Source organism: Streptomyces sp. CNP082, from assembly GCF_059570535.1.
The window spans coordinates 285806-308498 of record NZ_JCANSZ010000004.1; the positions used below are offsets into that span (position 1 = coordinate 285806).

The 22693-nt window shown below is 72.5% G+C and carries 20 protein-coding genes and 1 pseudogene; 17 read left to right on the plus strand and 4 right to left on the minus strand.

All coding sequences use genetic code 11. From position 1 onward, the window contains the following. Positions 1-101: 101 nt before the first annotated feature. Together B124_RS05595 and B124_RS05600 are read right to left on the minus strand one after the other, a co-directional pair. Positions 102-1661, minus strand: a complete 1560-nt coding sequence (locus B124_RS05595) for a DUF6801 domain-containing protein (protein ID WP_496501511.1) — start codon at positions 1659-1661, stop codon at positions 102-104. 117 nt (positions 1662-1778) lie between these two features. Next, on the minus strand, positions 1779-2396 hold the full coding sequence (locus B124_RS05600) for a hypothetical protein (RefSeq protein ID WP_496501512.1): 618 nt from the start codon (positions 2394-2396) through the stop codon (positions 1779-1781). A 1028-nt stretch (positions 2397-3424) separates the two neighbouring features. Here B124_RS05600 and B124_RS05605 point away from each other — a divergent pair. From B124_RS05605 to B124_RS05670, 14 genes and pseudogenes are all read left to right on the plus strand, one after another. After that, the gene (locus tag B124_RS05605) at positions 3425-4444 is read left to right on the plus strand and encodes an ABC transporter ATP-binding protein (RefSeq protein ID WP_496501513.1); all 1020 of its coding nucleotides are present in this window, start codon (positions 3425-3427) and stop codon (positions 4442-4444) included. A 107-nt stretch (positions 4445-4551) separates the two neighbouring features. Continuing rightward, complete coding sequence (locus B124_RS05610; RefSeq protein ID WP_496501566.1) at positions 4552-5319, plus strand: MlaE family ABC transporter permease; 768 nt, start codon at positions 4552-4554, stop codon at positions 5317-5319. Between the two features lie 3 nt (positions 5320-5322). Next, entirely contained in the window at positions 5323-6204 is an 882-nt protein-coding gene (locus tag B124_RS05615) for an MlaE family ABC transporter permease (protein WP_496501514.1), read from the plus strand. After that, positions 6201-7487, plus strand: a complete 1287-nt coding sequence (locus B124_RS05620) for an MCE family protein (protein WP_496501515.1) — start codon at positions 6201-6203, stop codon at positions 7485-7487. The genes B124_RS05615 and B124_RS05620 overlap by 4 nt, the downstream gene beginning before the upstream one ends. Next, the gene (locus B124_RS05625) at positions 7484-8515 is read left to right on the plus strand and encodes an MCE family protein (RefSeq protein WP_496501516.1); all 1032 of its coding nucleotides are present in this window, start codon (positions 7484-7486) and stop codon (positions 8513-8515) included. The genes B124_RS05620 and B124_RS05625 overlap by 4 nt, the downstream gene beginning before the upstream one ends. Further along, complete coding sequence (locus tag B124_RS05630) at positions 8512-9537, plus strand: MCE family protein (protein WP_496501517.1); 1026 nt, start codon at positions 8512-8514, stop codon at positions 9535-9537. The genes B124_RS05625 and B124_RS05630 overlap by 4 nt, the downstream gene beginning before the upstream one ends. Continuing rightward, complete coding sequence (locus B124_RS05635) at positions 9537-10748, plus strand: MCE family protein (RefSeq protein WP_496501567.1); 1212 nt, start codon at positions 9537-9539, stop codon at positions 10746-10748. Before B124_RS05630 ends, B124_RS05635 begins: the two co-directional genes overlap by 1 nt. Beyond that, positions 10745-12190, plus strand: coding sequence for an MlaD family protein (locus B124_RS05640; RefSeq protein WP_496501518.1), 1446 nt, complete (start codon positions 10745-10747; stop codon positions 12188-12190). The genes B124_RS05635 and B124_RS05640 overlap by 4 nt, the downstream gene beginning before the upstream one ends. Beyond that, positions 12187-13452, plus strand: a complete 1266-nt coding sequence (locus B124_RS05645; RefSeq protein ID WP_496501519.1) for an MCE family protein — start codon at positions 12187-12189, stop codon at positions 13450-13452. Before B124_RS05640 ends, B124_RS05645 begins: the two co-directional genes overlap by 4 nt. Next, positions 13449-13991, plus strand: a complete 543-nt coding sequence (locus B124_RS05650) for an Rv1363c family protein (RefSeq protein WP_496501520.1) — start codon at positions 13449-13451, stop codon at positions 13989-13991. The genes B124_RS05645 and B124_RS05650 overlap by 4 nt, the downstream gene beginning before the upstream one ends. Then, positions 13988-14518 (plus strand): hypothetical protein, encoded by a 531-nt coding sequence (locus B124_RS05655; protein WP_496501521.1) that lies wholly within the window; start codon positions 13988-13990, stop codon positions 14516-14518. Before B124_RS05650 ends, B124_RS05655 begins: the two co-directional genes overlap by 4 nt. Before the next feature lie 11 nt (positions 14519-14529). Further along, positions 14530-15057 (plus strand): annotated as a pseudogene (locus B124_RS05660) (Rv1363c family protein); the annotation flags it as partial. 145 nt (positions 15058-15202) lie between these two features. Next, positions 15203-15961, plus strand: coding sequence for a hypothetical protein (locus tag B124_RS05665; protein WP_496501522.1), 759 nt, complete (start codon positions 15203-15205; stop codon positions 15959-15961). 48 nt (positions 15962-16009) lie between these two features. Then, the gene (locus tag B124_RS05670) at positions 16010-17317 is read left to right on the plus strand and encodes a lytic transglycosylase domain-containing protein (RefSeq protein ID WP_496501523.1); all 1308 of its coding nucleotides are present in this window, start codon (positions 16010-16012) and stop codon (positions 17315-17317) included. Positions 17318-17414: 97 nt separating this feature from the next. Here the strand turns inward: B124_RS05670 and B124_RS05675 are convergent, their stop codons facing one another. Beyond that, positions 17415-17843 (minus strand): OsmC family protein, encoded by a 429-nt coding sequence (locus B124_RS05675; RefSeq protein WP_496501524.1) that lies wholly within the window; start codon positions 17841-17843, stop codon positions 17415-17417. Positions 17844-18072: 229 nt separating this feature from the next. Here B124_RS05675 and B124_RS05680 point away from each other — a divergent pair, with 229 nt between their 5' ends. The 3 genes from B124_RS05680 to B124_RS05690 all read left to right on the plus strand — a co-directional run bounded on the left by B124_RS05680 (position 18073) and on the right by B124_RS05690 (position 21411). Next, on the plus strand, positions 18073-18735 hold the full coding sequence (locus B124_RS05680) for a TetR/AcrR family transcriptional regulator (RefSeq protein WP_496501525.1): 663 nt from the start codon (positions 18073-18075) through the stop codon (positions 18733-18735). Between the two features lie 163 nt (positions 18736-18898). Beyond that, positions 18899-20413 (plus strand): MFS transporter, encoded by a 1515-nt coding sequence (locus B124_RS05685; protein ID WP_496501526.1) that lies wholly within the window; start codon positions 18899-18901, stop codon positions 20411-20413. 236 nt (positions 20414-20649) lie between these two features. After that, a complete protein-coding gene (locus B124_RS05690) occupies positions 20650-21411 on the plus strand; it encodes a dioxygenase family protein (protein WP_496501527.1) in 762 nt (253 codons plus the stop codon). Positions 21412-21429: 18 nt separating this feature from the next. Here the strand turns inward: B124_RS05690 and B124_RS05695 are convergent, their stop codons facing one another. Then, positions 21430-22545 carry a questin oxidase family protein gene (locus tag B124_RS05695; RefSeq protein WP_496501528.1) on the minus strand — a complete coding sequence of 372 codons (1116 nt, stop codon included), beginning with the start codon at positions 22543-22545 and terminating at the stop codon, positions 21430-21432. Positions 22546-22693 lie beyond the last annotated feature (148 nt).

Below are 22693 nucleotides of genomic sequence, written 5' to 3' on the forward strand. Positions count from 1 at the left end.
TGGGAAGGGTCGTCCGCACAACCGGGCATGGGCGCCTGGACAGTTGGATGGTGACCTGTGCGGTGCCGGCCCCCGGTACGGGGGCCGGACGCCGGTTGACCTCAGCGTTCGGCCCGGGGGATGACCCGGGGGTTGAGATCCTCGGTGCAGCCGCCGCCGACGGCGTCGGGCGTCCGCCAGGAGCAGGCCCCGCCCTGCGTCTGCTTGACGAAGTTGCCGGGCCCGGAGACCGAGGCGGTGAACAGCTCGTCGAGGTCCTCTTCCGCGCCGCAGCCCTCGAAGCGCGGGATGGTGACAACTCCCGGCAGGGTGCCGCCGTTGCCGAGTGTGTACCCGTCGAAACTGCCGTCCGGATTCCGGAAGGTGAATCCGGAGAGCACCATGTGGTCCTTGGTGTCCTGTGCCGGATCGGGATCCTGGGACCAGACCGGTCCGGAGGTTCTGCAGTCCGGCCCCACGTCCAAGGGCGTCCCGTTGACCCGTACGTCGATGATGTGGATCTCCAGGGGGACTCTGATGATGGCCGTGGCCTCACCTTGGGTGACGTCCAGAAGGTGGGTCTTCGAGTCGGCGACGACCCTTATCGGCCCGGTCTGTTCGAAGACCATGGTGGCGGTCGTCGGCATGAAGCCGAAAGTCAGGAAGGTGGCCTTCACCGGGGGTGACTGAGCACGCCCCTTGTACATCAGCTCGCCGTCACCGGTGCCGTGGATGTAGGCCCACGGAAACTCGATTCTGAGTTCGGGCGCGTACTGCAGGAAAAGGCTGCACATCAGGGGGAACTGGGCCGCGCCGTTCAGCTTTTTGACGTTCGAGAATCCGGTGATGTACGCGGAGATCGACTGGATGTCCGTGACATCCGAAGGGCACGGCGGCGCGTCTGCCTCGGGTTCCCCGGGCGCCTGCGGGGACACCGGCTCGCCCGCCTCGTTCTCCGGAGTGAGGGTGTCCGTGCCGTCGCGCGGGTCGTCCGGGTCGTCGGGGCCCCCCTCGCCGGGCGGGCTGCCGGCCGGCGGGCTCGACCCGTCCTGGGTGCCGGCCACGGAAATGCTCGCCAGCAGCACGTCGCTGCCTTCCACCGGAGAGCAGGCCACGGAGAGCGGCTCGTGCGCCGCCGCCTCGTCTTCCGCGGCCGGGCTCGCGGTGATGTCCATGCGGAGGTCGCCGGCCGCGACGGTCAGGTCGCCCGGCGTCCCCGTCGTCATCGAGGGTGCCAGGCCCGGCGCGGAGAGCGTGACGTCACCCGTGCCGGGAACGGGAACGTCTCCCTCGGTCGCGGCCGTCCACTCCGCCTCCGCGGTGTCCTGGCCCTGCGCGATGGCGGTGCCGAGCGACACCTGTGCGCTCAGCCCGGCGGGCCGGCTCGCGGAGACGTCGGAGAGCGCGGACTCTGGGAGCCGGATCTCGACGGCCACCTCCTGCGGCTGGATCTCCTCGCCGGCGTCCACCCGGTCCGGCAGTTCGGCGGTTATCCGTACCGCGACGTCCTGCCCGCCGGAAGGGAACTGGCAGGTGTACGGGATCTCCGTGTCGACGGGCTGCGCCCCCGCCGCGGCGCTCTCGGCCGGGATCGCCGCGGCCACGAGCAGGGCGGCGATCACCGCCCCGGCGTGCGAGGTGATGCGTGGTCTGCGGCTGTTCACCGCAACGCTCTCGGTCACGACTTGCTCGATCCCTTCCGGACCTTGGCGGGGCGTCGGCTGCTGAGACCTGGGCTGCCCGGCCGTCGGAAGAGGGCCGGGCAGCTTCACGTCAGGCGTGAGTCATGCGAGGTGTCCTCACGCGGGCGGGTTGGTTCCGACGATGGTCGGGGAGCCGCCGCCGGAGATTGTGACGTCGTAGACGGAGTCGAAGCTCGGGTTGTCGCCGTTGTTGGCGATGCCCCCGCAGTTCACCGAGTTCGCGACCTCCAGGTCACCGACCACGCTGTCGACGGTCAGTTGCCCGGTGGCGTTGTTGTAGTTCCCGGACGCCTTGCCCACGACGTCGAAGGTGCACGCCAGGACGGAAAGGTGGGCGGTGACGTTCCCGACGTGCCCCTTCGTGACGCCGCCGCTGTAGTCCTCGGCAACCAGCGACCAGGGTGTGACCGGTTGGACGGTGACGGACCCGAAGGGGCTCGTGCAGTTGTTGAAGGCGACGGACGTGATGGTGCCGACCGTCGCCGGGTTGCCCGTCGCGCTGGACAGGGTGCCCGAGGCCGTGGAGTTCGTGCAGGTGAGCAGGATGCCGTTGAGTTCGAGCTTGGTCGAACTCGACACCGCGCTGAATGCCTGCGGGCTGTTGGGACCGACCGTCCACACGGTGGAGGGGTCGGCGGCGGCCGGGCCGGCCGCGACGGCGATGGAGCTGACCGCAACGGCCGCTCCGACGGCGAACTTGCGGATCTTGCTCATTCTCGTCCTCGCATTCTCCGAGTTTGCAGGACAGGATGGCAGTGCCGCAGCCGAGATTCAGCGCTCCGCGATAGGGGGGCACAATGAATGCATACACTGTGCTCGTGGGTTCCGAGCGTTCGCCGGCATTATTTTTGCAGGCCCGTACGCCTGAATATGCCAACCTCTCAGCTACTGACGGGTACCGTAGCCACATCCGCAAGGGGGCACAACACCTTCGCCGGGAATCTAGCCAAGAAGCCCCGCGGTCGTGCCGTTTCTGTCAAATCACTGTCACCCGGTGACAATCATGTGGCGGTCGGGCGCGCAGTCGCTGACAAATCAGCAAGTGACGCTTCCCGCCAGGGGGGTGAACCTGCGGACAGCCGGAGTCGTGCGCCGTGTGCCGGTCCGCAGCCCGTGCTGGTCAGAGCGGTGCCGTCCTATAGCGCGCGTCCGCGCCCGCGCGTCGCGCACGTCGGGAGCCTTGTTTTTCGCCTGGCCGATTTCGTTGTCACGCGTTGAGGAACCAGGGTGCGGGGGCGATCGTTCCCGGCGGGTGGGGAATTATCATCCGGTGACAATCCGGTGGGGCGTATTGCTCAGCAGACGACAAGAAAATACCCGCTGGTAAGGGGGTGGCGACTTTCCCTGCCACGGCTATTGATTCCCCGGTTACCCGTGCGTAGCGTCTCCCCCCGCAGGTGCTCGTGCAGCCCGTCCCCCAGCAAGGCCGCACCGAAGAAACCGGGTCCGCCGCCAGCGTGGATCCCGTAGGCGCAGAGGCCGCACCGGCTGCTGCAGGACCGCTCATGGAGTGATGCACGCATGTGCACGGCAGAACACGCGTCGCGCGGCAACCCGGCCCGGCCCGCCGCTCTTTGCTCACTCGGAGACAAGGGCGTGCCCCGGGATTGTCACCGGATGCCAGTCGTCGCCTGTGACCGGCGCCCGCGGGCGTTCGCTGTGCTGTGCTGTGCCCGCACCGGAGTTGACGGGACCGGCCGCGGTGTACACGGCCGGCGCTGCGCACCCGCCAGGGGGCTGTGATGGGAATCGAAGTGGTCGTCGACGGCCTGACGAAGTCCTTCGGCCGCCAGAACATCTGGCGCGACGTCACCCTGACGCTGCCCGCCGGCGAGGTCAGCGTGATGCTCGGCCCGTCCGGCACCGGCAAGACCGTCTTCCTGAAGTCGCTCATCGGGCTGCTCAAGCCCGAGGAGGGGCAGGTGCTGGTCGACGGCGTCGACATGGTGGGCAGCCGCGAGCGCGACGTCTTCGAAGCCCGCAAGAAGTTCGGGCTGATGTTCCAGGACGGCGCGCTCTTCGGCTCGATGAGCCTCTTCGACAACGTCGCCTTCCCGCTGCGCGAGCACACCCGCAAGAAGGAGTCCGAGATCCGCCGCATCGTCATGGAGCGGATGGACCTCGTCGGCCTCGGCGGGTCCGAGGGCAAGCTCCCGGGCGAGATATCCGGCGGCATGCGCAAGCGCGCGGGGCTGGCCCGCGCGCTCGTCCTCGACCCGGAGATCGTGCTGTGCGACGAGCCGGACTCCGGTCTGGATCCGGTGCGTACGGCGTTCATCTCCCAACTGCTCATCGACGTCAACGCGCAGATCGACGCGACGATGCTGATCGTCACGCACAACATCGACATCGCCTGCACCGTCCCCGACAACATCGGGATGCTCTTCCGCCGCAACCTCGTCACCTTCGGGCCCCGCGAGGTGCTGCTCACCAGCGAGGAGCCCGTGGTCTCGCAGTTCCTCAGCGGCAGCCGGCTCGGCCCCATCGGCATGTCGGAGGAGAAGGACGCGGCGACGCTGGCCGCCGAGGGCTTCGACGCCTCGGCGCCCGCCACCGGCGGCCCGCGCGAGATCGTGCCGCAGTTGGAGCCGTCGCCCGGGATGCCGCCGCGGCAGGCGGTGGACCGGCACCGCGAGCGGGTGCTCGGCATGCTCGCGCAACTGCCGACCGCCGCGCGCAACGCCATCGTCGCCGGCATCGGCAGCTCGATCGCCCACGCGCAGACGCTGACCATGCCCGCGCCCCCGGAGGAGCGGCCGTGACCACGACCCTGCCGCCCGTACCGCACCCGCCGGAGCCGTCCGAGCCCGACCCCGGCGAGGAGCCGGAGGCCGCCGCGGAGCCCGAGCCCGTACGCCCCGCCTGGTCCGTGCCCGGCACCGGTGCGCTGCGCGAGGTCGGAAAGCTGTTCGCGCTGGCGCTGTCGGTGGCCCGGCTGACCTTCAAACGGCCGTTCCAACTGCGCGAGTTCGTCGAGCAGTTCTGGTTCATCGCCAGCGTGACGATCCTGCCCGCGGCCCTGGTGTCGATCCCCTTCGGCGCGGTGATCGCCCTTCAGGTCGGCTCACTCACCCAGCAGTTCGGCGCCCAGTCCTTCACCGGCGGCGCCAGCGTCCTCGCGGTCATCCAGCAGGCGTCACCGCTCATCGTGGCGCTGCTGATCTCCGGCGCCGGCGGCTCGGCGATCTGCGCCGACCTCGGCTCCCGGAAGATCCGCGAGGAGCTGGACGCGATGGAGGTCATGGGCGTCTCGCCCGTCCAGCGGCTCGTGGTGCCCCGGGTGCTGGCCACGATGGGCGTCGCCGTCCTGCTCAACGGGCTGGTCTCGGTCGTCGGCACGCTCGGCGGCTACTTCTTCAACGTCATCCTTCAGGGCGGCACGCCCGGCGCGTACCTCGCCAGCTTCTCCGCCCTCGCGCAGCTTCCCGACCTCTACATCAGCGAGATCAAGGCGCTGATCTTCGGGTTCATCGCCGGCATCGTCGCCGCCTACCGCGGCCTCAACCCGCGCGGCGGCCCGAAGGGCGTGGGCGACGCCGTCAACCAGTCCGTCGTCATCACCTTCCTGCTGCTGTTCTTCGTCAACACCATCCTGACGTCGATCTACCTGCAGGTCGTCCCCCCGAAGGGAGGCTGAGCGATGGCCCTGGCCCAGAAGGACGGCACGGCGGGGGAGTACGAACCGGCCCCCCGCCGCCTGCAGCCCGGCCGGCTCCTCAAGCGCCCGCTCTCCTGGCTCGACCAGGCCGGCGACCAGCTCATCTTCTACGTACGCGCCCTGCTGTGGGCGCCGCGCGCCGCCCGCCGCTACCTCAAGGAGGTGCAGCGGCTGCTCGCCGAGGTCGCCTTCGGCAGCGGCGGCCTCGGCGTCATCGGCGGCACGATCGGCGTGATGTTCGCGATGACCCTGTTCACCGGCACGGTCGTCGGCCTCCAGGGCTACGCGGCCCTCAACCAGATCGGCACCGCCGCCTTCACCGGCTTCGTCTCCGCGTACTTCAACACCCGCGAGATCGCCCCCCTCGTCGCCGGCCTCGCGCTGTCCGCCACCGTCGGCGCCGGCTTCACCGCCCAGCTCGGCGCGATGCGGATCAACGAGGAGGTGGACGCGTTGGAGGGCATGGGGGTGCGCTCCATGCCGTACCTGGTCACCACGCGCATCATCGCCGGGGTCGTGGCCATCATCCCGCTCTACGGCATCGGGCTGCTCAGCTCGTACCTCGCCTCGCGCGCCGTGACGGTGTTCTACAACGACCAGGCCGCCGGCACGTACGACCACTACTTCAACCTCTTCCTCTCCCCGACCGACGTGCTCCTGTCGTTCCTGAAAGTGCTGATCTTCAGCGTGATGGTGATCCTCGCGCACTGCTACTACGGCTTCCGCGCCACCGGCGGCCCCGCCGGCGTCGGCGTCGCCGTGGGGCGCTCGGTGCGTACCGCGATCGTGCTCATCGCCGTCACCGACTTCTTCCTCAGCCTGGCGATCTGGGGCACCACGACCACGGTGAAGGTGTCCGGATGAGCGGCCGGTGGGAAACGACGGGGCGCAGGGTCGCCGGGCTGGTGTTCCTGCTCGTGATGGCGCTGCTGGTGTGGCTGTCGGTGGCCGTCTACAACAAGGACTTCACCGACACCGCGACCGTCACCGTCGAGACCGGCAGCGTCGGCAACGAGATGCACCCGTACGCCGAGGTGAAGATGCGCGGCGTCGTCGTCGGCGAGGTGCGGGAGATCACCGCGGCCGACGGCGGGCGGACGGCCCGGCTGACGCTCGCCCTCAAGCCCGGCCAACTGGACCGGATCCCCGCGGACGTGACCGCGCAGATGCTGCCCACCACGCTCTTCGGCGAGCGGTTCGTCTCCCTGGTCCCGCCCGCGGACGGCGCCGCCGGGGCCGGGACGCTGACGGAGGGAAGCGTCATCCCGCAGGACCGCAGCGAGAACGCCATCGAGCTGGAGCAGGTGCTCGACAACGTGCTGCCGCTGCTGACCGCCGTGAAGCCGGACAAGCTGTCCGCCACCCTCACCGCCATGGCCGACGCGCTCGACGGCCGCGGCCGGAAGCTCGGCGACACCCTCGTCCGACTGGACGCGCACCTGAAGGAGCTGAACCCGCACCTGCCGACGCTCAACCGCGACATCCGCGAGCTGGTCAAGTTCGGCCACCTGTACGCGGACACCGTCCCCGAACTGGTCAACGCGCTTCAGGACGCGACGACGACGAGCAGCACCATCGCCGAGAAGGCCGAGGAGCTGGGCGGTCTTTACGGCACGCTGACGACCACGTCGCAGGACCTGGACACCTTCCTGGAGCAGAACCAGGAGAACATCATCCAGTTGTCCGCCGACGGCCGGCCCACGGTGGAGAAGCTCGCCGAGTACGCGCCGTCGTTCCCCTGCACGCTGCGTACCCTCGCCGACTTCGTGCCCGTCATGGACAAGGCCCTCGGCAAGGGCACCAAGAAGCCCGGCCTGCACGTGGACGTCGAGGTGGAGCCCGCCCGCGGCAAGTATGTACCGGGCCGGGACACCCCGCGCTTCGACGCCGGCGGCGGCCCGCGGTGCTACGGCGTCCCGTACACCGGCGCCCCCGCGCACAGCGGCGCCGCGGCGGGCCGGCCGCAGTCCGCGAAGACGCTCGCCACCGGCGACGGCGGCCTCGGGCTGCCCAACTCGCCGGAGGAGAACCAGCTCGTCAACGAACTCCTCGCGGCCGGCACCGAGAGCCCGCCGGCCAGCCTGCCCGACTGGTCCAGCGTGCTCGCCGGACCAGTCTTCCGCGGGACGGAGGTGCGGCTGAATTGAACAGAAGAAGCCTCGCGGGGCCGCTGATCAAGTCCCTCGTCTTCGTCGTGGTCACCGCGCTCGCCACCACCGCGCTCGCCTTCTCCATCGCCAACACCGGCGTCGGCCCCACCGACGGCTACAGCGCCCGCTTCACCGACGTCACCGGCCTCGTCGAGGGCGACAGCGTGCGGGTGGCGGGCGTGAAGGTCGGCGAGGTCGAGTCCATCGAGCTGAGCGGACGGCGGTACGCGCGGGTGGAGTTCACCGTACGCGAGGGGCGGGAGCTGCCCGCCTCCGTCAACGCCTCGGTGAAGTACCTCAACATGGTCGGCCAGCGCTACATCGACCTGGAGCAGGGCGAGGGCCCGGTGGGCCGGTCGCTGGCACCCGGCGACACGATCCCGCTGGAGCGCACCCGGCCCGCGCTCGACCTCACTGAGCTCTTCAACGGCTTCCAGCCGCTGTTCCAGGGGCTGTCGCCGCAGGACACCAACAAGCTCGCCAACGAGATCGTCCAGGTGCTCCAGGGCCAGGGCGGGACGGTCGGCAGCCTCGTCGAGACCGTCGGCTCGCTGACCACCACGCTCGCCGCGAAGGACCAGGTCATCGGCGAGGTCATCGACAACCTCACCGAGGTGGTGGAGACCGTCAACACCCGCGAGAAGGAGTTCAACGACCTGCTGGTCACCCTCCAGGACCTGGTGTCCGGCTTCGCCGACGACCGCGAGCCGCTCTTCCAGGCCGTCGACGCCATGGGCGACCTGACGACGAGCACCGCCGGTCTCGTACGCGACGGGCGCGCCCCGCTGAAAGACGACATCCACCAGGTCGGCCGGGTCGCCGAGCGGCTGGCGGACAACGTGCCGCTGGTGGAGGACTTCCTGGAGCAGACGCCGGTGAAGATGGCGACGATCGGGCGGCTGTCCTCGTACGGCTCCTGGTTCAACCTCTATCTCTGCCAGGCGCGGGTGACCGGCGTGAGCATGTCCGACGGCAGCGAACCGCCCACCGGGATCACCGTGCTGCCGCCGAGGTGTGAGCGATGAGGATGCCGCAGCTCAAGCCCGTACGCGAACGCAACCCCGTCGCCGTGGCGCTGGTGGGGCTGCTGGTCCTCGCCCTGGCCGGGTTCGCGGCCTGCCGCGCAGAAGCGCTGCCCGGCGTCGGCGGCGGCACCTCGTACACGGCCCACTTCTCCGAGGCCGCCGGGCTGCGCTCCGGCGACGAGGTGCGGGTCGCGGGCGTGAAGGTGGGCGAGGTGGACTCCGTCGGGCTCGACGGGCCCCGGGTCGCGGTCGGCTTCACGGTCCGCGACGCCTGGATCGGGAACCGGTCCACCGCCGCCATCGCCATCGAGACGCTGCTCGGCGAGAAGTACCTGGCCGTCGACCCGCTGGGCGACGCCCGGCAGGATGCCGACCAGCCGATCCCGGTGGCGCGCACCACGTCCCCGTACGACGTCACGCAGGCGTTCCAGGACCTGTCGTCCACCGTCGGCGAGCTGGACACCGAGGCGCTCGCGGAGAGCTTCACCGTGATCTCGGAGACGTTCGAGGACACCCCGCCGAACGTGCGCAAGGCGGCGAACGGGCTGGCGGACCTGTCGCAGACGATCTCCTCCCGGGACGCCGAGCTGGCCCGGCTGCTGAACGGCAGCAACGAGATCACCAAGACGCTGAAGAACCAGAACGAGACGTTCGAGACGCTGCTGAAGGACGGCAACGACCTGCTCGCCGAGGTACGCAGCCGGCGCGACGCGATCCACGCCCTCTTCACCGGCACCCGTGACCTGGCGAGGGAGCTGGACGGGCTGGTGGCGGAGAACCAGGAGCAGATCGGCCCGACGCTCGACGCGCTCGACCGCGTCACCGGCGTGCTCCAGGACAACGAGAAGCACCTCGACAAGGCGCTGGCCACGGCCGGTCCGTACTACCGGCTGGTCGGCAACACCCTCGGCAACGGGCGGTGGTTCGACAGCTACCTGTGCGGGATCGTGCCGAAGGAGTACGCGCCGGACGTCGTGCCGAGCCGCGGGTGCATGCCGCCCAAGCCGAAGGGGGGCCGATGATGGCACGGCCTGGAACGGGCGCGGCCCGGCGGATCCGCGCCGCCGCCGGCCGGCTGCGGGGCCGGCTGGAGGGCCGGCTGGAGGGCCGGCTGGGGGGCCGCAGGGCGGTCGCGCTGCTGGTGACCGCCGCGGTGCTGGCGGGCGCGGGCACCTGGGGTGTCACCGCGCTGACGGGCCCCGACGGCAAGTCGGTCGCCGCGTACTTCGACTCCGGAGTGGGCCTGTACAGCGGCTCGGACCTGAAGATCCTGGGCGTCAAGGTCGGCACCGTGGACTCCGTCGAACCCGAAGGCGACCGGGTGCGCGTCGAGCTGACCCTCGACCACGACGTCAAGGCGCCCGCCGACGTGCAGGCGGCGGTCATCGCGCCGAGCGTCGTCTCCGGCCGCTACGTGCAGCTCAGCCCCGCCTACACCGGCGGGCCCGAACTCGCCGACGGCGACGAGATCCCCGTCGAGCGCACCGCGACCCCGGTGGAGATCGACGAGCTGTACGCCTCCCTCACCGACCTCAGCGACGCCCTCGGCCCCGACGGCGCCAACGCCGAGGGGGAGCTGAGCAGGCTGCTGGAGACCGGCGCCCGCAACCTGGACGGCAACGGCAAGGAGATCGGCGACAGCATCGACCGGTTCGGCGACGCCACCCAGACGCTCTCCGGCCGCAGCGGCGACCTCTTCGGCACGATCGAGAACCTCCAGTCCTTCACCACGATGCTCAAGCAGAACGACAAGCAGGTGCGCGACGCCGAGCAGCAGCTCGCCGACGTCGGCACCTTCCTCGCCGAGGACAAGGACGAGCTGGCCGCGGCGCTGAAGGAGCTGGGCCGGGCGCTCGGCAAGGTGCAGGGGTTCATCAAGGACAACCGCGGCCGGCTCAAGTCCAACGTCGGCAAGCTCGCCGAGCTGACCCGCGTCCTCGTCGACAACCGGGCCTCGCTCGCCGAGGCGCTGGACACCGCGCCGCTGGCCACCGACAACCTGCTGCGCGCGTACAACCCCGGCAAGCGCACCATCGACGGCCGGGGCAACCTCAACGAGCTGAGCATGGGCGGCCCGCCGGACGCCGGCCTGGCCGGCGCCGGCGGCGGCAGCGCCACCGGCCCCGAGGGGCTCGTACCGGCGCCCGCGGAGCGGCGGGCGGAGCTGCCCGGGCTGCCGCTGCCCGCGGTCGGCGACGTGTACGGCACGCCGGAGCAGGGAGGCGGGCGATGAGAGTGCGCGTCAGGACGGCCGCCGGGATCACGGCCGCCGCGCTCGTCCTCGCCTCCCCCTTCGCGGTGATGGAGGTCTACGAGAGCGCCGACGTCGAGTTCACCGGCATCCAGGACCTGCCGCTGCCCGGCGGCGCCGACCTCGGCGACCACCCGTACGAGGTCACCGCCGAGTTCGAGGACGTGCTGAGCCTCGTGCCGCAGTCCGCGGTACGGGTCAACGACGTGGCCGTCGGCCGGGTCACCGGCATCGAGGTCGCCGACGACAGGTGGACCGCCATCGTCACCATGAAGGTCAACGGCGACGTGCGGCTGCCGGCCGGCGCGTACGCCCGTATCGAGCAGTCGAGCCTGCTGGGCGAGAAGTACGTCCAACTCCTCGCCCCGCCGGAGAAGCAGCCGGTCGACGCGCAGCAGGCGGGCGACCTCGGCACCGCACCCGGCGACGTGACCACGGCGGTACTCCCCGACCCCGACGACGCCCCCGACGACGACAGCGAACCCGACATCCCGCTCGCACGCACCAACCGCAACCCGGAGGTCGAGGAGGTCTTCGGCGCCCTGTCGATGCTCCTCAACGGCGGCGGCATCGAGCAACTGCGCACCATCAGCCGGGAGCTGAACGACGCGCTCGACGGCAACGAGCCGGAGGTCCGCTCCATGCTCAAGCGCGTCGACACCCTGGTGAAGAGCCTCGACGACAACAAGGAAGGCATCACCGACGCGCTCGACAGCATCAACCGGCTGTCCGCCACGCTCGCCACCCGCAAGACCGAGATCGGCGTCGTGCTCGACGACCTCAGCCCCGGCATGAAGGTGCTGGAGGAGCAGCGCGGCGCGCTGGTCACCATGCTGCGCTCGCTGGACCGGCTCTCCGACGTCGCGGTGGAGACCATCGACGCGAGCAAGGAGGACATGGTCGCCGACCTGGAGGCGCTGGGCCGCGTGCTGAAGAACCTCGCCGACGCCGGGCAGACGCTGCCGGACTCCCTGGAGGTGCTGTTCACGTACCCCTTCACCGACGAGGTGCTGAACGGCGTCAAGGGCGACTACCTCAACATCTACCTCAACGTCACCGCCCCCCGCGGTACGGAGCTCATCCCGCCGCTGACCGAGGAGTCCGTCCCCGGCGCCACCGGACCGCGCACCACCACCGACCCGCTCGCCGCCCCGCCCGGCACCGCCCTGGCGCTGCCGCTGCCGCTGCCGTCCGTGGCGCCCACGGCGCCCGGGGCCGGGCCGTCCGCGTCCCCGGACCCGGACGATCCGGCGCCGGCCGGCACCGGGACACAGGACCCGGGGTCCGCGCCGCCCGGCGGCGACCCGTCGGACGGCACCGGCACGCCGCCGGCGTCGTCGCCGACGGACAGCCCGCCCGCCACGGAGCCGGAGTCGCCCGCGGCGCCGGGCAGCAGCCAGCCGCCCGGGGGTGAGGACCGGTGATCACCAGGTCCGTCATCGTCAAGAACATCGTCTTCGCCGTCGTCGCGGTGCTCGTCATCGGGTACGTCGGCGTGCGCTACGCCGACCTCGGACGCTACGTCGGCATGCGCGGCTACTACACGGTCCGCGTCGAACTCGCCGAGACCGGCGGGCTGTTCACCCACGCGGAGGTCACCTACCGCGGGGTGTCGGTCGGGCGGGTCGGCGCGATCGAGCTGACCGATACGGGCGTCGAGGCCGAACTGCAGATCCGCGACTCGGCGCCGCCGATCCCCACCGGACTGTCGGCCGACGTCGCCAACTACTCCGCGGTCGGCGAGCAGTACATCGACCTCAAGCCCGCCGGCACGTCCGGCCCGTACCTGGCGGACGGCGCCGTCGTCGGCCGCCAGCACACCGCGACACCCGCGCCCGTCACCAACCTCCTCACCAGCGTCGACTCCTTCGCCACCGCCGTCGACACCGCCGAGCTGCGCACCGTCGTGGACGAACTCGGCGACGCCTTCGCCGGGCAGGGCGAGAACCTGCGGCGGCTCCTGGACACCGGCAGCGAGTTCATCCAGGCCGCCGACGAGGCGCTGCCGTACAGCACCCGGCTCATGGTCGACGGCGAGACGGTGCTGCGCACGCAGAACGACTCCGGCGAGGCGCTCAAGGAGTTCGCCGAGGGCGCCGAGGAGCTGACCGCGCAACTGGAGCGCTCCGACGGCGACCTGCGCCGCGTCGTCGAGGCGGGGCCGGGCGCCGCGAGCCAGGTCACCGGGCTGCTGCGCGACCTCGACCCGAGCCTGAGCGTGCTGCTGGCCAACCTGCTCACCACGTCGGAGATCGCCGTGACCCGGCAGGACGGCCTGGAGCAGCTCCTCGTCCAACTGCCGCAGGTGGCCGCCGCCGGCTCCACCGCCATCACCTCCGACGGGGCGCGCTTCGGCCTGGCCCTCAGCTTCTTCGACCCGCTGCCCTGCACCCGGGGGTACGGCTCCACGACGTACCGCAACGGGCTGACGACCAGCCCCGCGGGCTTCAACACCGCCGCCCGCTGCACCGCCCCCGCCGCCAGCGGCACGGGCGTGCGCGGCTCCGCGCACTCCCCGGGCGGCGGCGGTGTGCCCGAGCCCGCACAGCCCGGCTCCGGCCTCGCCGACGACCGGCCGGGCACCCGCGCGGCACCCGGCGCCCTGCCCGGCGCGCTCGGGCTGCCCTCGGTCGGCGACGGGCCCACCGACATGGCCGGGCTGCTCGGCCTCGAGGAGGCGCGATGAGCACCCGACCGCAGGACGTCCGCGGCACCCCGCGGCGGCGGACCGCCGTCACCGCGCTCGCCGTCGCGCTGGTCCTGGCCTTCGCCGGCTTCTCCGCCTGGCGCTACGCCGAGGCCGCGATCCGCGACGACCTGGACTTCGGCCGCGAGCGCGACCGCGTGCTCGCCGCGAGCCAGGAGCACGTCGGGACACTCAACAGCATCGACGCCGCCGACCCCGACGCGGGCCTGGCGCGCTGGCTGGACGCCACCACCGGCCCGCTCCACGAGGACCTGCGCCGGTCGCGGGCCGCGAGCGCCGACGCCTTCGACCGCTCCGGCAGCACGGCCCGCGCGACGGTCACGGAGGCCGCCGTCACCGAGCTGGACACGCGCGCGGGCACGGCGAAGGCGCTGGCCACGCTGCGGGTCGAGACGAACGGCGGGGCGGACGGGGCGCGTACGGACCGCAAGCGGTTCGAGGCGGGTCTCAAGCGGACGGCGGACGGCTGGAAGATCGCGTCGCTCACCGCGATCACCGTGGAGGGGAGCGGGACATGAGCCGGGACAGCAGAGCCGGGGTCGCCGCCCGCCGCCGCTGGCGGGCCGGCGGCGTCGCGGCGCTGGTCGCGCTGCTCCTCGCCGGCACCGGACTCCTCGTCCAGGCCGCGCGCCTCAACGGCGACGACGCGGTGGCCAACCGGGCGCTGACCGACACCACCGGCACCGCCGCCGTCACCGGCGCCGTCAGCAACGCGCTCAGCAAGGTGTTCTCGTACACGCCGGAAGACCCGGGCGTCACCGCACGGGACGCCGGTGAACTCCTCGCCGGCCGCGCCCGCGTTCAGTACCGCGGGCTCTTCGGGCAGATCCAGCAGCGGGTCGTCGCGCAGGAGCTGACGCTGACGACCCACGTCGTACGCGCCGGGGTGATCCGGCTCGACGGCGACGACGCCACGCTGCTGGTCTTCCTCGACCAGATCACCGAGCGCAAGGGCGAGGACCCGACCAGCGCCGGCGCGCAGCTCTCCGTGACCGCCGAGCGGCAGGGCGGGCAGTGGCGCATCACCGACCTGAAGTCCCGTTAGCGAAAGGGCGGATCGACGTGAGCCTGAGGAAGAACCCCCTGCTGGCGCTGGCCCTCGTGGCGGCGGCGCTGGCGGCGGTGCTCGCGGCGTGGGCCGGGACCTCCTGGTACGCGGCTGCCGACGACGACGCGGCGGACTTCGCCGCCTCCCGGGACGACGCGCTGGCCGCCGCCCGGCAGGCCGTGACGAACCTCAACACCCTCGACCACCGTGAGCTGGACGAGGGGCTCGACCGCTGGGAGGACTCCGCCACCGGCGAACTCCTCGCCCAGCTCCAGCAGGGGCGCGACGAGTTCGAGGAGCAGGTGCGCGCGGCGAAGACCGTGACCACGGCCGAGGTCCTGGCGGCGGCCCTGACCGAGCTGGACGACCGGGCCGGCCGGGCGGACGTGCTGGTCGCGGTCCGGGTCACGGTTGCCGCGCCGGGGGAGAAGCCGCAGGCCAAGGAGAGCCGGATGCTCGGCGAGGTCACCCGTACCGGCGACGGCTGGAAGCTCAGCGCACTCGGGCAGGCGCCGACGGGCGAGTCCGCGGGCGGGGACGCGAGCGCGGGCAGGGGCCCGGACCCGGGCTCCGGTCAGGGCGCAGACCAGGGCGCAGCCCGGGGAGCAGCCCAGGGATCGGGCCCGGACTCGGGCCGGGCCGGCGAAGCCGGACAGTGAACTTCCGGAGAGGACCGCACAGATGTCGACCACCCGCCACCTGATCAACCGGCGCCGCCGCACCGCACCCACACCCCCCGCCGCAGGCGCCGCCGAGGGTGCCCCCGCGGCGGGCCGTCGGCAGCCCGCGTCCGCCGTACGGGCCAGGCCCCGCCCCCGGCCCGCGCCCCGGCCCGCCGCCCGCCCGGGGGAGCCCGCCGGGAAGCAGGAACCGGCCGCGTCCCGCCGGCCGCGGCGCGGCACCGGGGAGCGCGGCGCCGGCTCCGCAACGGCGCCGCGCGGCGGGCGGCTTGCCGCGGCGCTGGGCGCCGCCGCCGTGCTGCTCGGCTGCTTCGCCGCCTACGCGGCCGTGCGGGCGAGCGGCGGCGACGACCCGGCCGCCGGCAACGCCGCTCTCGTGGACGCGCCGCTGACCAGCGAGGTCAAGGGCAGCGTCGGCGAGGCGGTGGAGGCGGTGTTCTCCGTCGACTACACCGACCTCGACGAGAACCGGAAGGCGGCCCGTACGTACCTCACCGGCAAGGCCGTCGGCCAGCACCGGCAGATGCTCGCGGACGTCCGCGAGCAGGCCCCGGCGCAGAAGCTCGTCCTCACCACCACCGTGACCGACTCGGCGGTGGAGCTGGCCGGCGACGACGCGGCCCGCGTGCTGGTCTTCGCCGACCAGCGCAACACCCGTACGGACACGGACGAGACGTCGTACGGTGCCGCGATGGTCGCGGTGGACGCGGTGAAGGACGGCGACAGGTGGCGGATCTCGAACATCGACACCTTCGGCTGACGCGACGGCACCCCCCACACCCCACGACTTCCGCCGGGAGGCAGGTCCATGGCTTCACTCAGGAGGATGCGCCACAGCGTGGCGACGGCGGCGCTCGCGGCGGCGGCGATGGTGGCGCTGACCGCCTCGCAGGCCCCGGGTGACGAGCCCGCCGGCCGGGCGGCAGACGGCGGGGCGCAGGACCGGCTGGACACGGTGCCCGTGCTGCCGCCCGGCACGCCGGGCGACGGCCAGTACCACACCGAGATCCCGCCGTTGCGGGGCATGGACCCGGTCGTCAGCACGGAGCCGACGCCGCCCGCCGTGATCGAGCAGCAGTCGGGCATCCCGGCGACCGTGCTGGCCGCGTACCGGCAGGCGGAGCGGCGGCTCGCGGCCAGCGACCCCGGCTGCCGGCTGCCGTGGGAACTGCTGGCCGCCATCGGCAAGGTGGAGTCCGGGCACGCCCGGGGCGGCGCGGTGGACGCGGACGGCACCACGCTCACCCCCATCCTCGGGCCGGTGCTCAACGGTGACGGCTTCGCGCACATCGCCGACAGCGACGGCGGCCGGTACGACGGCGACACCGGCTTCGACCGGGCCGTGGGGCCGATGCAGTTCATCCCGTCGACCTGGGCGTCGTGGGCCGCGGACGGCAACGGCGACGGGCGCTCGGACCCCGACAACGTCTTCGACGCGACGCAGGCGGCCGGCCACTACCTGTGCGCGGGCGCGCGGGACCTGACGGTCGCGGCGGATCTGGACCGGGCGATCCTGAGCTACAACTACTCGCGGGACTACCTCAACACCGTGCTGGCCTGGCTCGGGTTCTACCGCTCTGGCGTGCACGCGGTGCCGGACGGGACGGGTGTGCTGCCGGACAGCGACGGCGCTGGCAACGCCGGCTCCGTACCGGAGAAGGGCAGCCGCAAGACGCCGGGCGTCGGTTCTGACGGGACGGGCGGCGGCATCCAGGTCGGGCCGAAGCCGAGCCCGACGGACGGCGGTTCGGGCGGTACGGGCGACTCCGGCGGCTCCGGAGACTCCGGAGACTCCGGCGGTACGGGTGATGACGGCGGTACCGGTGACTCGGGCGGTACGGGCGACTCCGGCGGCACGGGCGACTCGGGCGGCGAAGGCGACTCCGGCGGCGGCGAGCCGAGCCCGGGGCCCAGCCCCAGCGACCCGGGGGAGACCGGCGGCTCCGGCGACTCCGGCGGTGACTCCGGCGGCGACACGGGCGACCCCGGTGACCCGGACCCCGGCGACAGTTGCTCCGCCGACCCGGGCGAGTCCCCCTCGCCCAGCCCCGACGACCCCGGCACGTCCCCGTGCCCGGACGACTCCACCTCACCGGACCCGTCGGACACTCCCTGACCGGCCGGCGCTCCGGGCACGGTGCGGGAGTGCCCGGAGAGCCGCGCCCCGGCCCGGCACCTGCGGAGCCGGGCCGGAGGCTGCGTACGGCCCCGGCTCAGACCAGCGTGGCGTTGAGCGTGATGTTCTTCACGCCCGCCAGCGCCTGGCTCACCGGGCAGTTCTTCTTGGCGTCCTCGGCGGCGGCCTGGAACTCCTCCTCGGACAGCCCCGGCACCTTCGCCTGCACCGTCAGCACGATGCCGGTGATGCCCTCGCCGGGCTGGAAGGTCACGTCGGCGCTGGTGTCGAGGGCCTCGACCGTGTGGCCCTTGCCCGCCAGGCCGTGCGAGAAGGCCATGGAGTAGCACGCCGAGTGCGCCGCCGCGATCAGCTCCTCGGGGCTGGTCTTGCCGCCGGGCTCGGCGGAGCGGGCCGGCCAGCTCACGTCGTACGTGCCGATCTTGGAGGACTCGAGGGCGACGGTCCCCTTGCCCTCAAGCAGGTTGCCCTCCCAGTGGGTCTTCGCAGTGCGGGTGGTTGCCATGGCGGTCAGCCTCCGAGTCTGGAGCGGAAGACGGTACGTGCCCCAAGTTATCGGTGCCGGGGCGGATACCGGCGCCGGGGCGCCAGCGCGTCCGGCCCGCGGCCCACGGCCCGGGGTCCTCGTGGCGCAGATCACAGCGAAGCCGGGAAATAGCGGGGAGTGCTTCCCCGTTTAGCAGGTGTCGAACGCAAGCGGGGAGTGATTCCCCGGAAGCCACAGGGAGGCAACCATGGGCACGGGCAAGGGCGCCACGCTCCCCGAGCAGACGCAGCCGCGGCTGCGTGCGGACGCCTCCCGCAACCGCGAACGCATCATCGGCGCAGCGCGGGAGGCGTTCGTGGAGTGGGGCTCCGACGTCCCGCTCGACGAGATCGCCCGCCGCGCCGGCGTCGGCAACGCGACGGTCTACCGGCACTTCGCCGACCGCCGCGAGCTCATCCTCCAGGTGACCCTGGAATCCATGCGCCGCATCGCGGAGCTGGCGGATTCCGCGCTCGCCGCGGACACCGAGGCGTTCGCGGCGCTGCGGGACTTCGTGCACCGGGGCGCCGACGAACGGATCGGTTCGCTGTGCTCGCTCCTCACCGACGGCATCGACCCCACGGCGCCCGAGGTGGCCGCCACCCGCGCGCGGCTCGACGGCGCGCTGGAGAGCCTGATGGCGCGGGCCCGCGCCGAGGGCACCCTCCGCACGGACGTCGGCATCGGTGACCTGATGGTCGCGCTCGCCCAGCTCACCCGGCCCCTGCCCGGTGTGCGATGCAGTGTGGCCTTCGACACGTACATGCACCGGCACTTGGACCTGTTCCTCGACGGGCTGCTGAATCCTGCCAGGTCAACGCTGTCCGGCAGGGCAGCCACCCTGGAGAGTCTGCTGGAGAAGGGCACGTAAATGAGGTGATCCGCTGGCGGTGAGTCTGTTGTGATCACCGAGACTCTTCTTCTTCGATCTTCTTCTGACTCTTCCGGTTCTTCCGGATCCTGCACGGTGGTCACCACCGGCCTGTCCTGACCAGTACATCGATCAACCCTGAACTCGAATGGTGGGTACCCCCATGCCAGAAACGGCTCTGCAGCCGGATCCGAGGCGCTGGAAAGCCCTCGCGTTCATCGCTGTAGCCCAGTTGATGGTCGTCCTCGACGCGACCATCGTGAACATCGCGCTGCCCTCCGCGCAGGAGGACCTCGGCATCTCCGACGGCAACCGCCAGTGGGTCATCACGGCCTACGCGCTCGCCTTCGGCGGCCTGCTGCTCTTCGGCGGTCGCATCGCCGACCTGTGGGGCCGCAAGCGCACCTTCATCACCGGCCTCGCCGGCTTCGCGTTCGCCTCCGCGCTCGGCGGCGCCGCGACCGGCCAGGTCATGATGTTCGGCGCCCGTGCGCTGCAGGGCGTCTTCGGCGCGCTGCTCGCGCCCGCCGCGCTGTCGCTGCTCGCCGTCCTCTTCACCGAGGGCAAGGAGCGCGCCAAGGCGTTCGGCATCTACGGCGCCATCGCCGGCGGCGGCGGTGCCGTCGGCATGATCCTCGGCGGCGTGCTGACCGAGTACCTGGACTGGCGCTGGACGTTCTTCGTGAACATCCCGTTCGCCGCCGTCGCCATCTTCGGCGCCGCGGCCGTCATCCACGACCCGAAGGGCAGCCGGAACCGGTCCTCGCTCGACATCCCGGGCGTGCTGCTGGCGACCACCGGTCTGGTGGCGCTGGTGTACGGCTTCACCCGGGCCGAGTCCGCCGGCTGGACCGACACCCTGACGCTGGTCATGTTCGCCGCGTCCGTGGTGCTGCTGGCCTCGTTCGTGGCGGTGGAGTCGAGGGTCCGGAACCCGCTGCTGCCGCTGCGCGTCCTGCTTGAGCGCAACCGCGGCGGGGTCTACCTGTCGCTCGGCCTCGCGATCATCGCGATGTTCGGCGTCTTCCTGTTCCTCACCTACTACCTGCAGATCGTGAAGGGCTACACCCCGGTCAAGACCGGGCTCGCGTTCCTTCCGATGATCGCGGGCATGATCACCGGCTCGACGCAGATCGGCGCCCGGCTGATGACCCGCGTGCCGCCGCGGCTGCTGCTCGTGCCCGGCTTCCTCACGGGCGCGCTCGGCATGGGCCTGCTCTCGCAGATAGAGCCCGACAGTTCGTACGCCGCGGTCGTCCTGCCCGCCCTCGTGCTGCTCGGCCTCGGGCTCGGCACGGCGTTCATGCCGGCCATGTCCCTGGCCACCTACGGTGTCGAGCCGCGCGACTCCGGCGTCGCGTCGGCGATGGTCAACACCTCGCAGCAGGTCGGCGGCGCCATCGGCACCGCGCTGCTCAACACCATCGCGGCCAGCGCCACCAACGACTGGATCTCCTCGCACGCCGCCGAGGCCCGCAGCCTGGGCCGTACGGGCTTCGCGAACTCCGCGGCCGTACACGGCTACTCGACGGCGATCTGGTGGGCGGTCGGCATCCTGGTGGTCTCCGCCGCCATCGCGTACACGCTCGTCACGGCCCGGGCCCAGTCGGGGCACGAGAAGGCCGTCGACGGCACGGGCGCGGAGGACAAGGTGCAGGCGCCGGTGATGGTCCACTGACCGGGCTGATGCACTGACTCAAGGGAGAGTTCAGGGCTGAGTGAAGGCCCCTTTCCGTTCCGCGGGACGGAAAGGGGCCTTCGCTGTGTCTGCGCGATGCCTGCGCGATGCCTTGCGCTCTGTCTGCGCCGGGGGCCCCGGGCGCCCGGGAGTGCGAGTATGGTTGAAGTCTAAACTTTAGGTCCCGGGACGAGCACTGCCGCGGGACCGGAAGGCGGTGACCCACCGTGCCCACCATGCCCGCGCTCTACCTCTCCCACGGCGCCCCGCCGCTGGCCGACGACCCCGTCTGGCCCGCCGAACTCGCCGCCTGGGCCGCCGGCCTGCCCCGCCCGCGCGCCGTCCTCGTGGTCTCCGCGCACTGGGAGGAGGCCCCGCTCGCCCTCGGCGCCACCGCCACCGTCCCGCTGGTCTACGACTTCTGGGGCTTCCCCGAGCACTACTACCGCGTCCGCTACCCCGCCCCCGGCGCCCCCGAGCTGGCCGAGTCCGTACGCAAGCTGCTGCGCACCCCCGGTGACGGCGTGCAGGACTTCCCCGACCGCGGCCTCGACCACGGCGCGTACGTGCCGCTGGTGGAGATGTACCCGGACGCCGAAATCCCCGTGCTGCAGCTCTCCATGCCGACCCTCGACCCGGAGCGGCTGCTCGCCCTCGGCCGCCGGCTCGCGCCGCTGCGCGCGGAGGGCGTGCTGATCGTCGGCAGCGGCTTCTTCACCCACAACCTCGCCGCGCTGCGGCACACCGGCGACGGGCCGCCGGCGTGGTCCGCGGAGTTCGACGCCTGGGGCCGCGAGGCGCTGGCGGCGCAGGACGTGGACGCGCTGCTGGACTTCGCGCACAAGTCGCCCGCCGGCCGGCTGGCCCACCCCCGTACCGAGCACTTCGCCCCGCTGTTCGTCACCCTCGGCGCCGCGGAGGACGACCTGCCCACCCAGCGCAGCGTCATCGACGGCTTCTGGATGGGGCTCGCCAAGCGCTCCCTCCAGTTCGGCTGACGCCCGGCCCCGGGGGCGTCAGAACGCCGGGTCGATGAGCGCGACGGACTGCAGCGCGGCGACCCGCGCGGTGTCGTCGCCGACGTCCAGCGCGGTGTCCACGAACTTGATCGTGTGCTCGTCGCCGTGCGCCGCCGCCCGGGTCAGCAGCTCCTCCGCGACCTCCGCCGCACCCCCGGCCGGCGGCGCGGGGACGCGCTCCGGGGGCAGCGGTCCTGCCGGCCCGTACGCGGCGGTGACGGCGGCGCTCGCCGCCCACGCGGCGGCGTAGCTGGGCACCCACAGGTCGCGGGGGAGCGCGGGCAGGGCGCGGAGCACGGCGTTCGGCGCGGTCGCCGCGTGCACCAGCATCACCGGCTCGCCGTGGCCGTACGCCGCATAGCGGTGGACCGCCGCCCGCACCAGCCCGGCCAGCGCCTCGCGGGCCTTCTCGGGGCTGTCCGCCGGGGCCAGGGCGCTCACCGCCGCCGGCCAGCCGGGCGTCGACTCCCCGGTGAGCTGCGCCAGCCGCGCGCGGATGCCGCCGGACTGCGCGGGCACCGCGGGCACGGCGGCCAGCGCGGCGTCCGGTCCCGCGGTGCCGGCGGGGACGGGGGCGCTGGGCAGGCGGGCGTAGCGGGCCGCCCAGTAGCCCAGGGCGTGCGCCAGCTCGGTGACGCGGGGCCCGGTGGCGGTCAGGCCGGCGGCCTCGGTGTCCTGCAGGGTCCGTACGGCATGACCCGCGCGGATCACGGTGTGCGTGGCGGCGCCGGCCAGCCCGGGCAGCAGCCGCGGCCACCATTCGGCCAGCACCTCGCGCCACGGGCGGGCCGCCAGTTCGCGCGTGAAGTACGCCGGCCAGTCGCCGAGCCGCTCCGGATCGCCGAGCGCCTCCTGCCAGGCGGCGGGGTCGATGGGCCGGGTCTCCGGCGGCATGTCCTCCAGCTTGTCGCGGTAGCGGTCCAGCCAGCGGTGCACCGTGGCCGCCCGGTCGCCGTGCACCAGGGCCTCCACGGCCATCGGCCCGTGGTTGGTCAGCCAGCCCTGCCGCTCGGGGCCGGCGGCGTGCAGCCGCTCCAGGGCCTCGTCGAGCACCCCGCTGTCGTCCGGGGTGCCGCCCGGGCCCGTCTTCGTGTCCTGTCGGCTCGTCTCCATGCCGGGGACGCTACGTGCGCCGCCGCCCGGTCCGTAACGGCCGCGGGCCCTAGGTCCCCGTAGGTCTGCGGTCCCAGGCACCCGGCCTGAGGCGCCCCACCCGCACTTTCCGGCCGCGGGAGCAACCAGAAGGCCGTGCGCGCCGTCT

What these genes read in the sequence shown, in the direction of transcription:
- B124_RS05600 (WP_496501512.1), bottom strand. Translation starts at nt 2,396, where the DNA reads ATGAGCAAGATCCGCAAGTTCGCCGTCGGAGCGGCCGTTGCGGTCAGC.
- B124_RS05605 (WP_496501513.1), top strand. Translation starts at nt 3,425, where the DNA reads ATGGGAATCGAAGTGGTCGTCGACGGCCTGACGAAGTCCTTCGGCCGC.
- B124_RS05620 (WP_496501515.1), top strand. Translation starts at nt 6,201, where the DNA reads ATGAGCGGCCGGTGGGAAACGACGGGGCGCAGGGTCGCCGGGCTGGTG.
- B124_RS05665 (WP_496501522.1), top strand. Translation starts at nt 15,203, where the DNA reads ATGTCGACCACCCGCCACCTGATCAACCGGCGCCGCCGCACCGCACCC.
- B124_RS05680 (WP_496501525.1), top strand. Translation starts at nt 18,073, where the DNA reads ATGGGCACGGGCAAGGGCGCCACGCTCCCCGAGCAGACGCAGCCGCGG.
- B124_RS05650 (WP_496501520.1), top strand. Translation starts at nt 13,449, where the DNA reads ATGAGCACCCGACCGCAGGACGTCCGCGGCACCCCGCGGCGGCGGACC.
- B124_RS05670 (WP_496501523.1), top strand. Translation starts at nt 16,010, where the DNA reads ATGGCTTCACTCAGGAGGATGCGCCACAGCGTGGCGACGGCGGCGCTC.
- B124_RS05655 (WP_496501521.1), top strand. Translation starts at nt 13,988, where the DNA reads ATGAGCCGGGACAGCAGAGCCGGGGTCGCCGCCCGCCGCCGCTGGCGG.
- B124_RS05675 (WP_496501524.1), bottom strand. Translation starts at nt 17,843, where the DNA reads ATGGCAACCACCCGCACTGCGAAGACCCACTGGGAGGGCAACCTGCTT.
- B124_RS05635 (WP_496501567.1), top strand. Translation starts at nt 9,537, where the DNA reads ATGGCACGGCCTGGAACGGGCGCGGCCCGGCGGATCCGCGCCGCCGCC.
- B124_RS05640 (WP_496501518.1), top strand. Translation starts at nt 10,745, where the DNA reads ATGAGAGTGCGCGTCAGGACGGCCGCCGGGATCACGGCCGCCGCGCTC.
- B124_RS05690 (WP_496501527.1), top strand. Translation starts at nt 20,650, where the DNA reads ATGCCCGCGCTCTACCTCTCCCACGGCGCCCCGCCGCTGGCCGACGAC.
- B124_RS05695 (WP_496501528.1), bottom strand. Translation starts at nt 22,545, where the DNA reads ATGGAGACGAGCCGACAGGACACGAAGACGGGCCCGGGCGGCACCCCG.
- B124_RS05615 (WP_496501514.1), top strand. Translation starts at nt 5,323, where the DNA reads ATGGCCCTGGCCCAGAAGGACGGCACGGCGGGGGAGTACGAACCGGCC.
- B124_RS05685 (WP_496501526.1), top strand. Translation starts at nt 18,899, where the DNA reads ATGCCAGAAACGGCTCTGCAGCCGGATCCGAGGCGCTGGAAAGCCCTC.
- B124_RS05630 (WP_496501517.1), top strand. Translation starts at nt 8,512, where the DNA reads ATGAGGATGCCGCAGCTCAAGCCCGTACGCGAACGCAACCCCGTCGCC.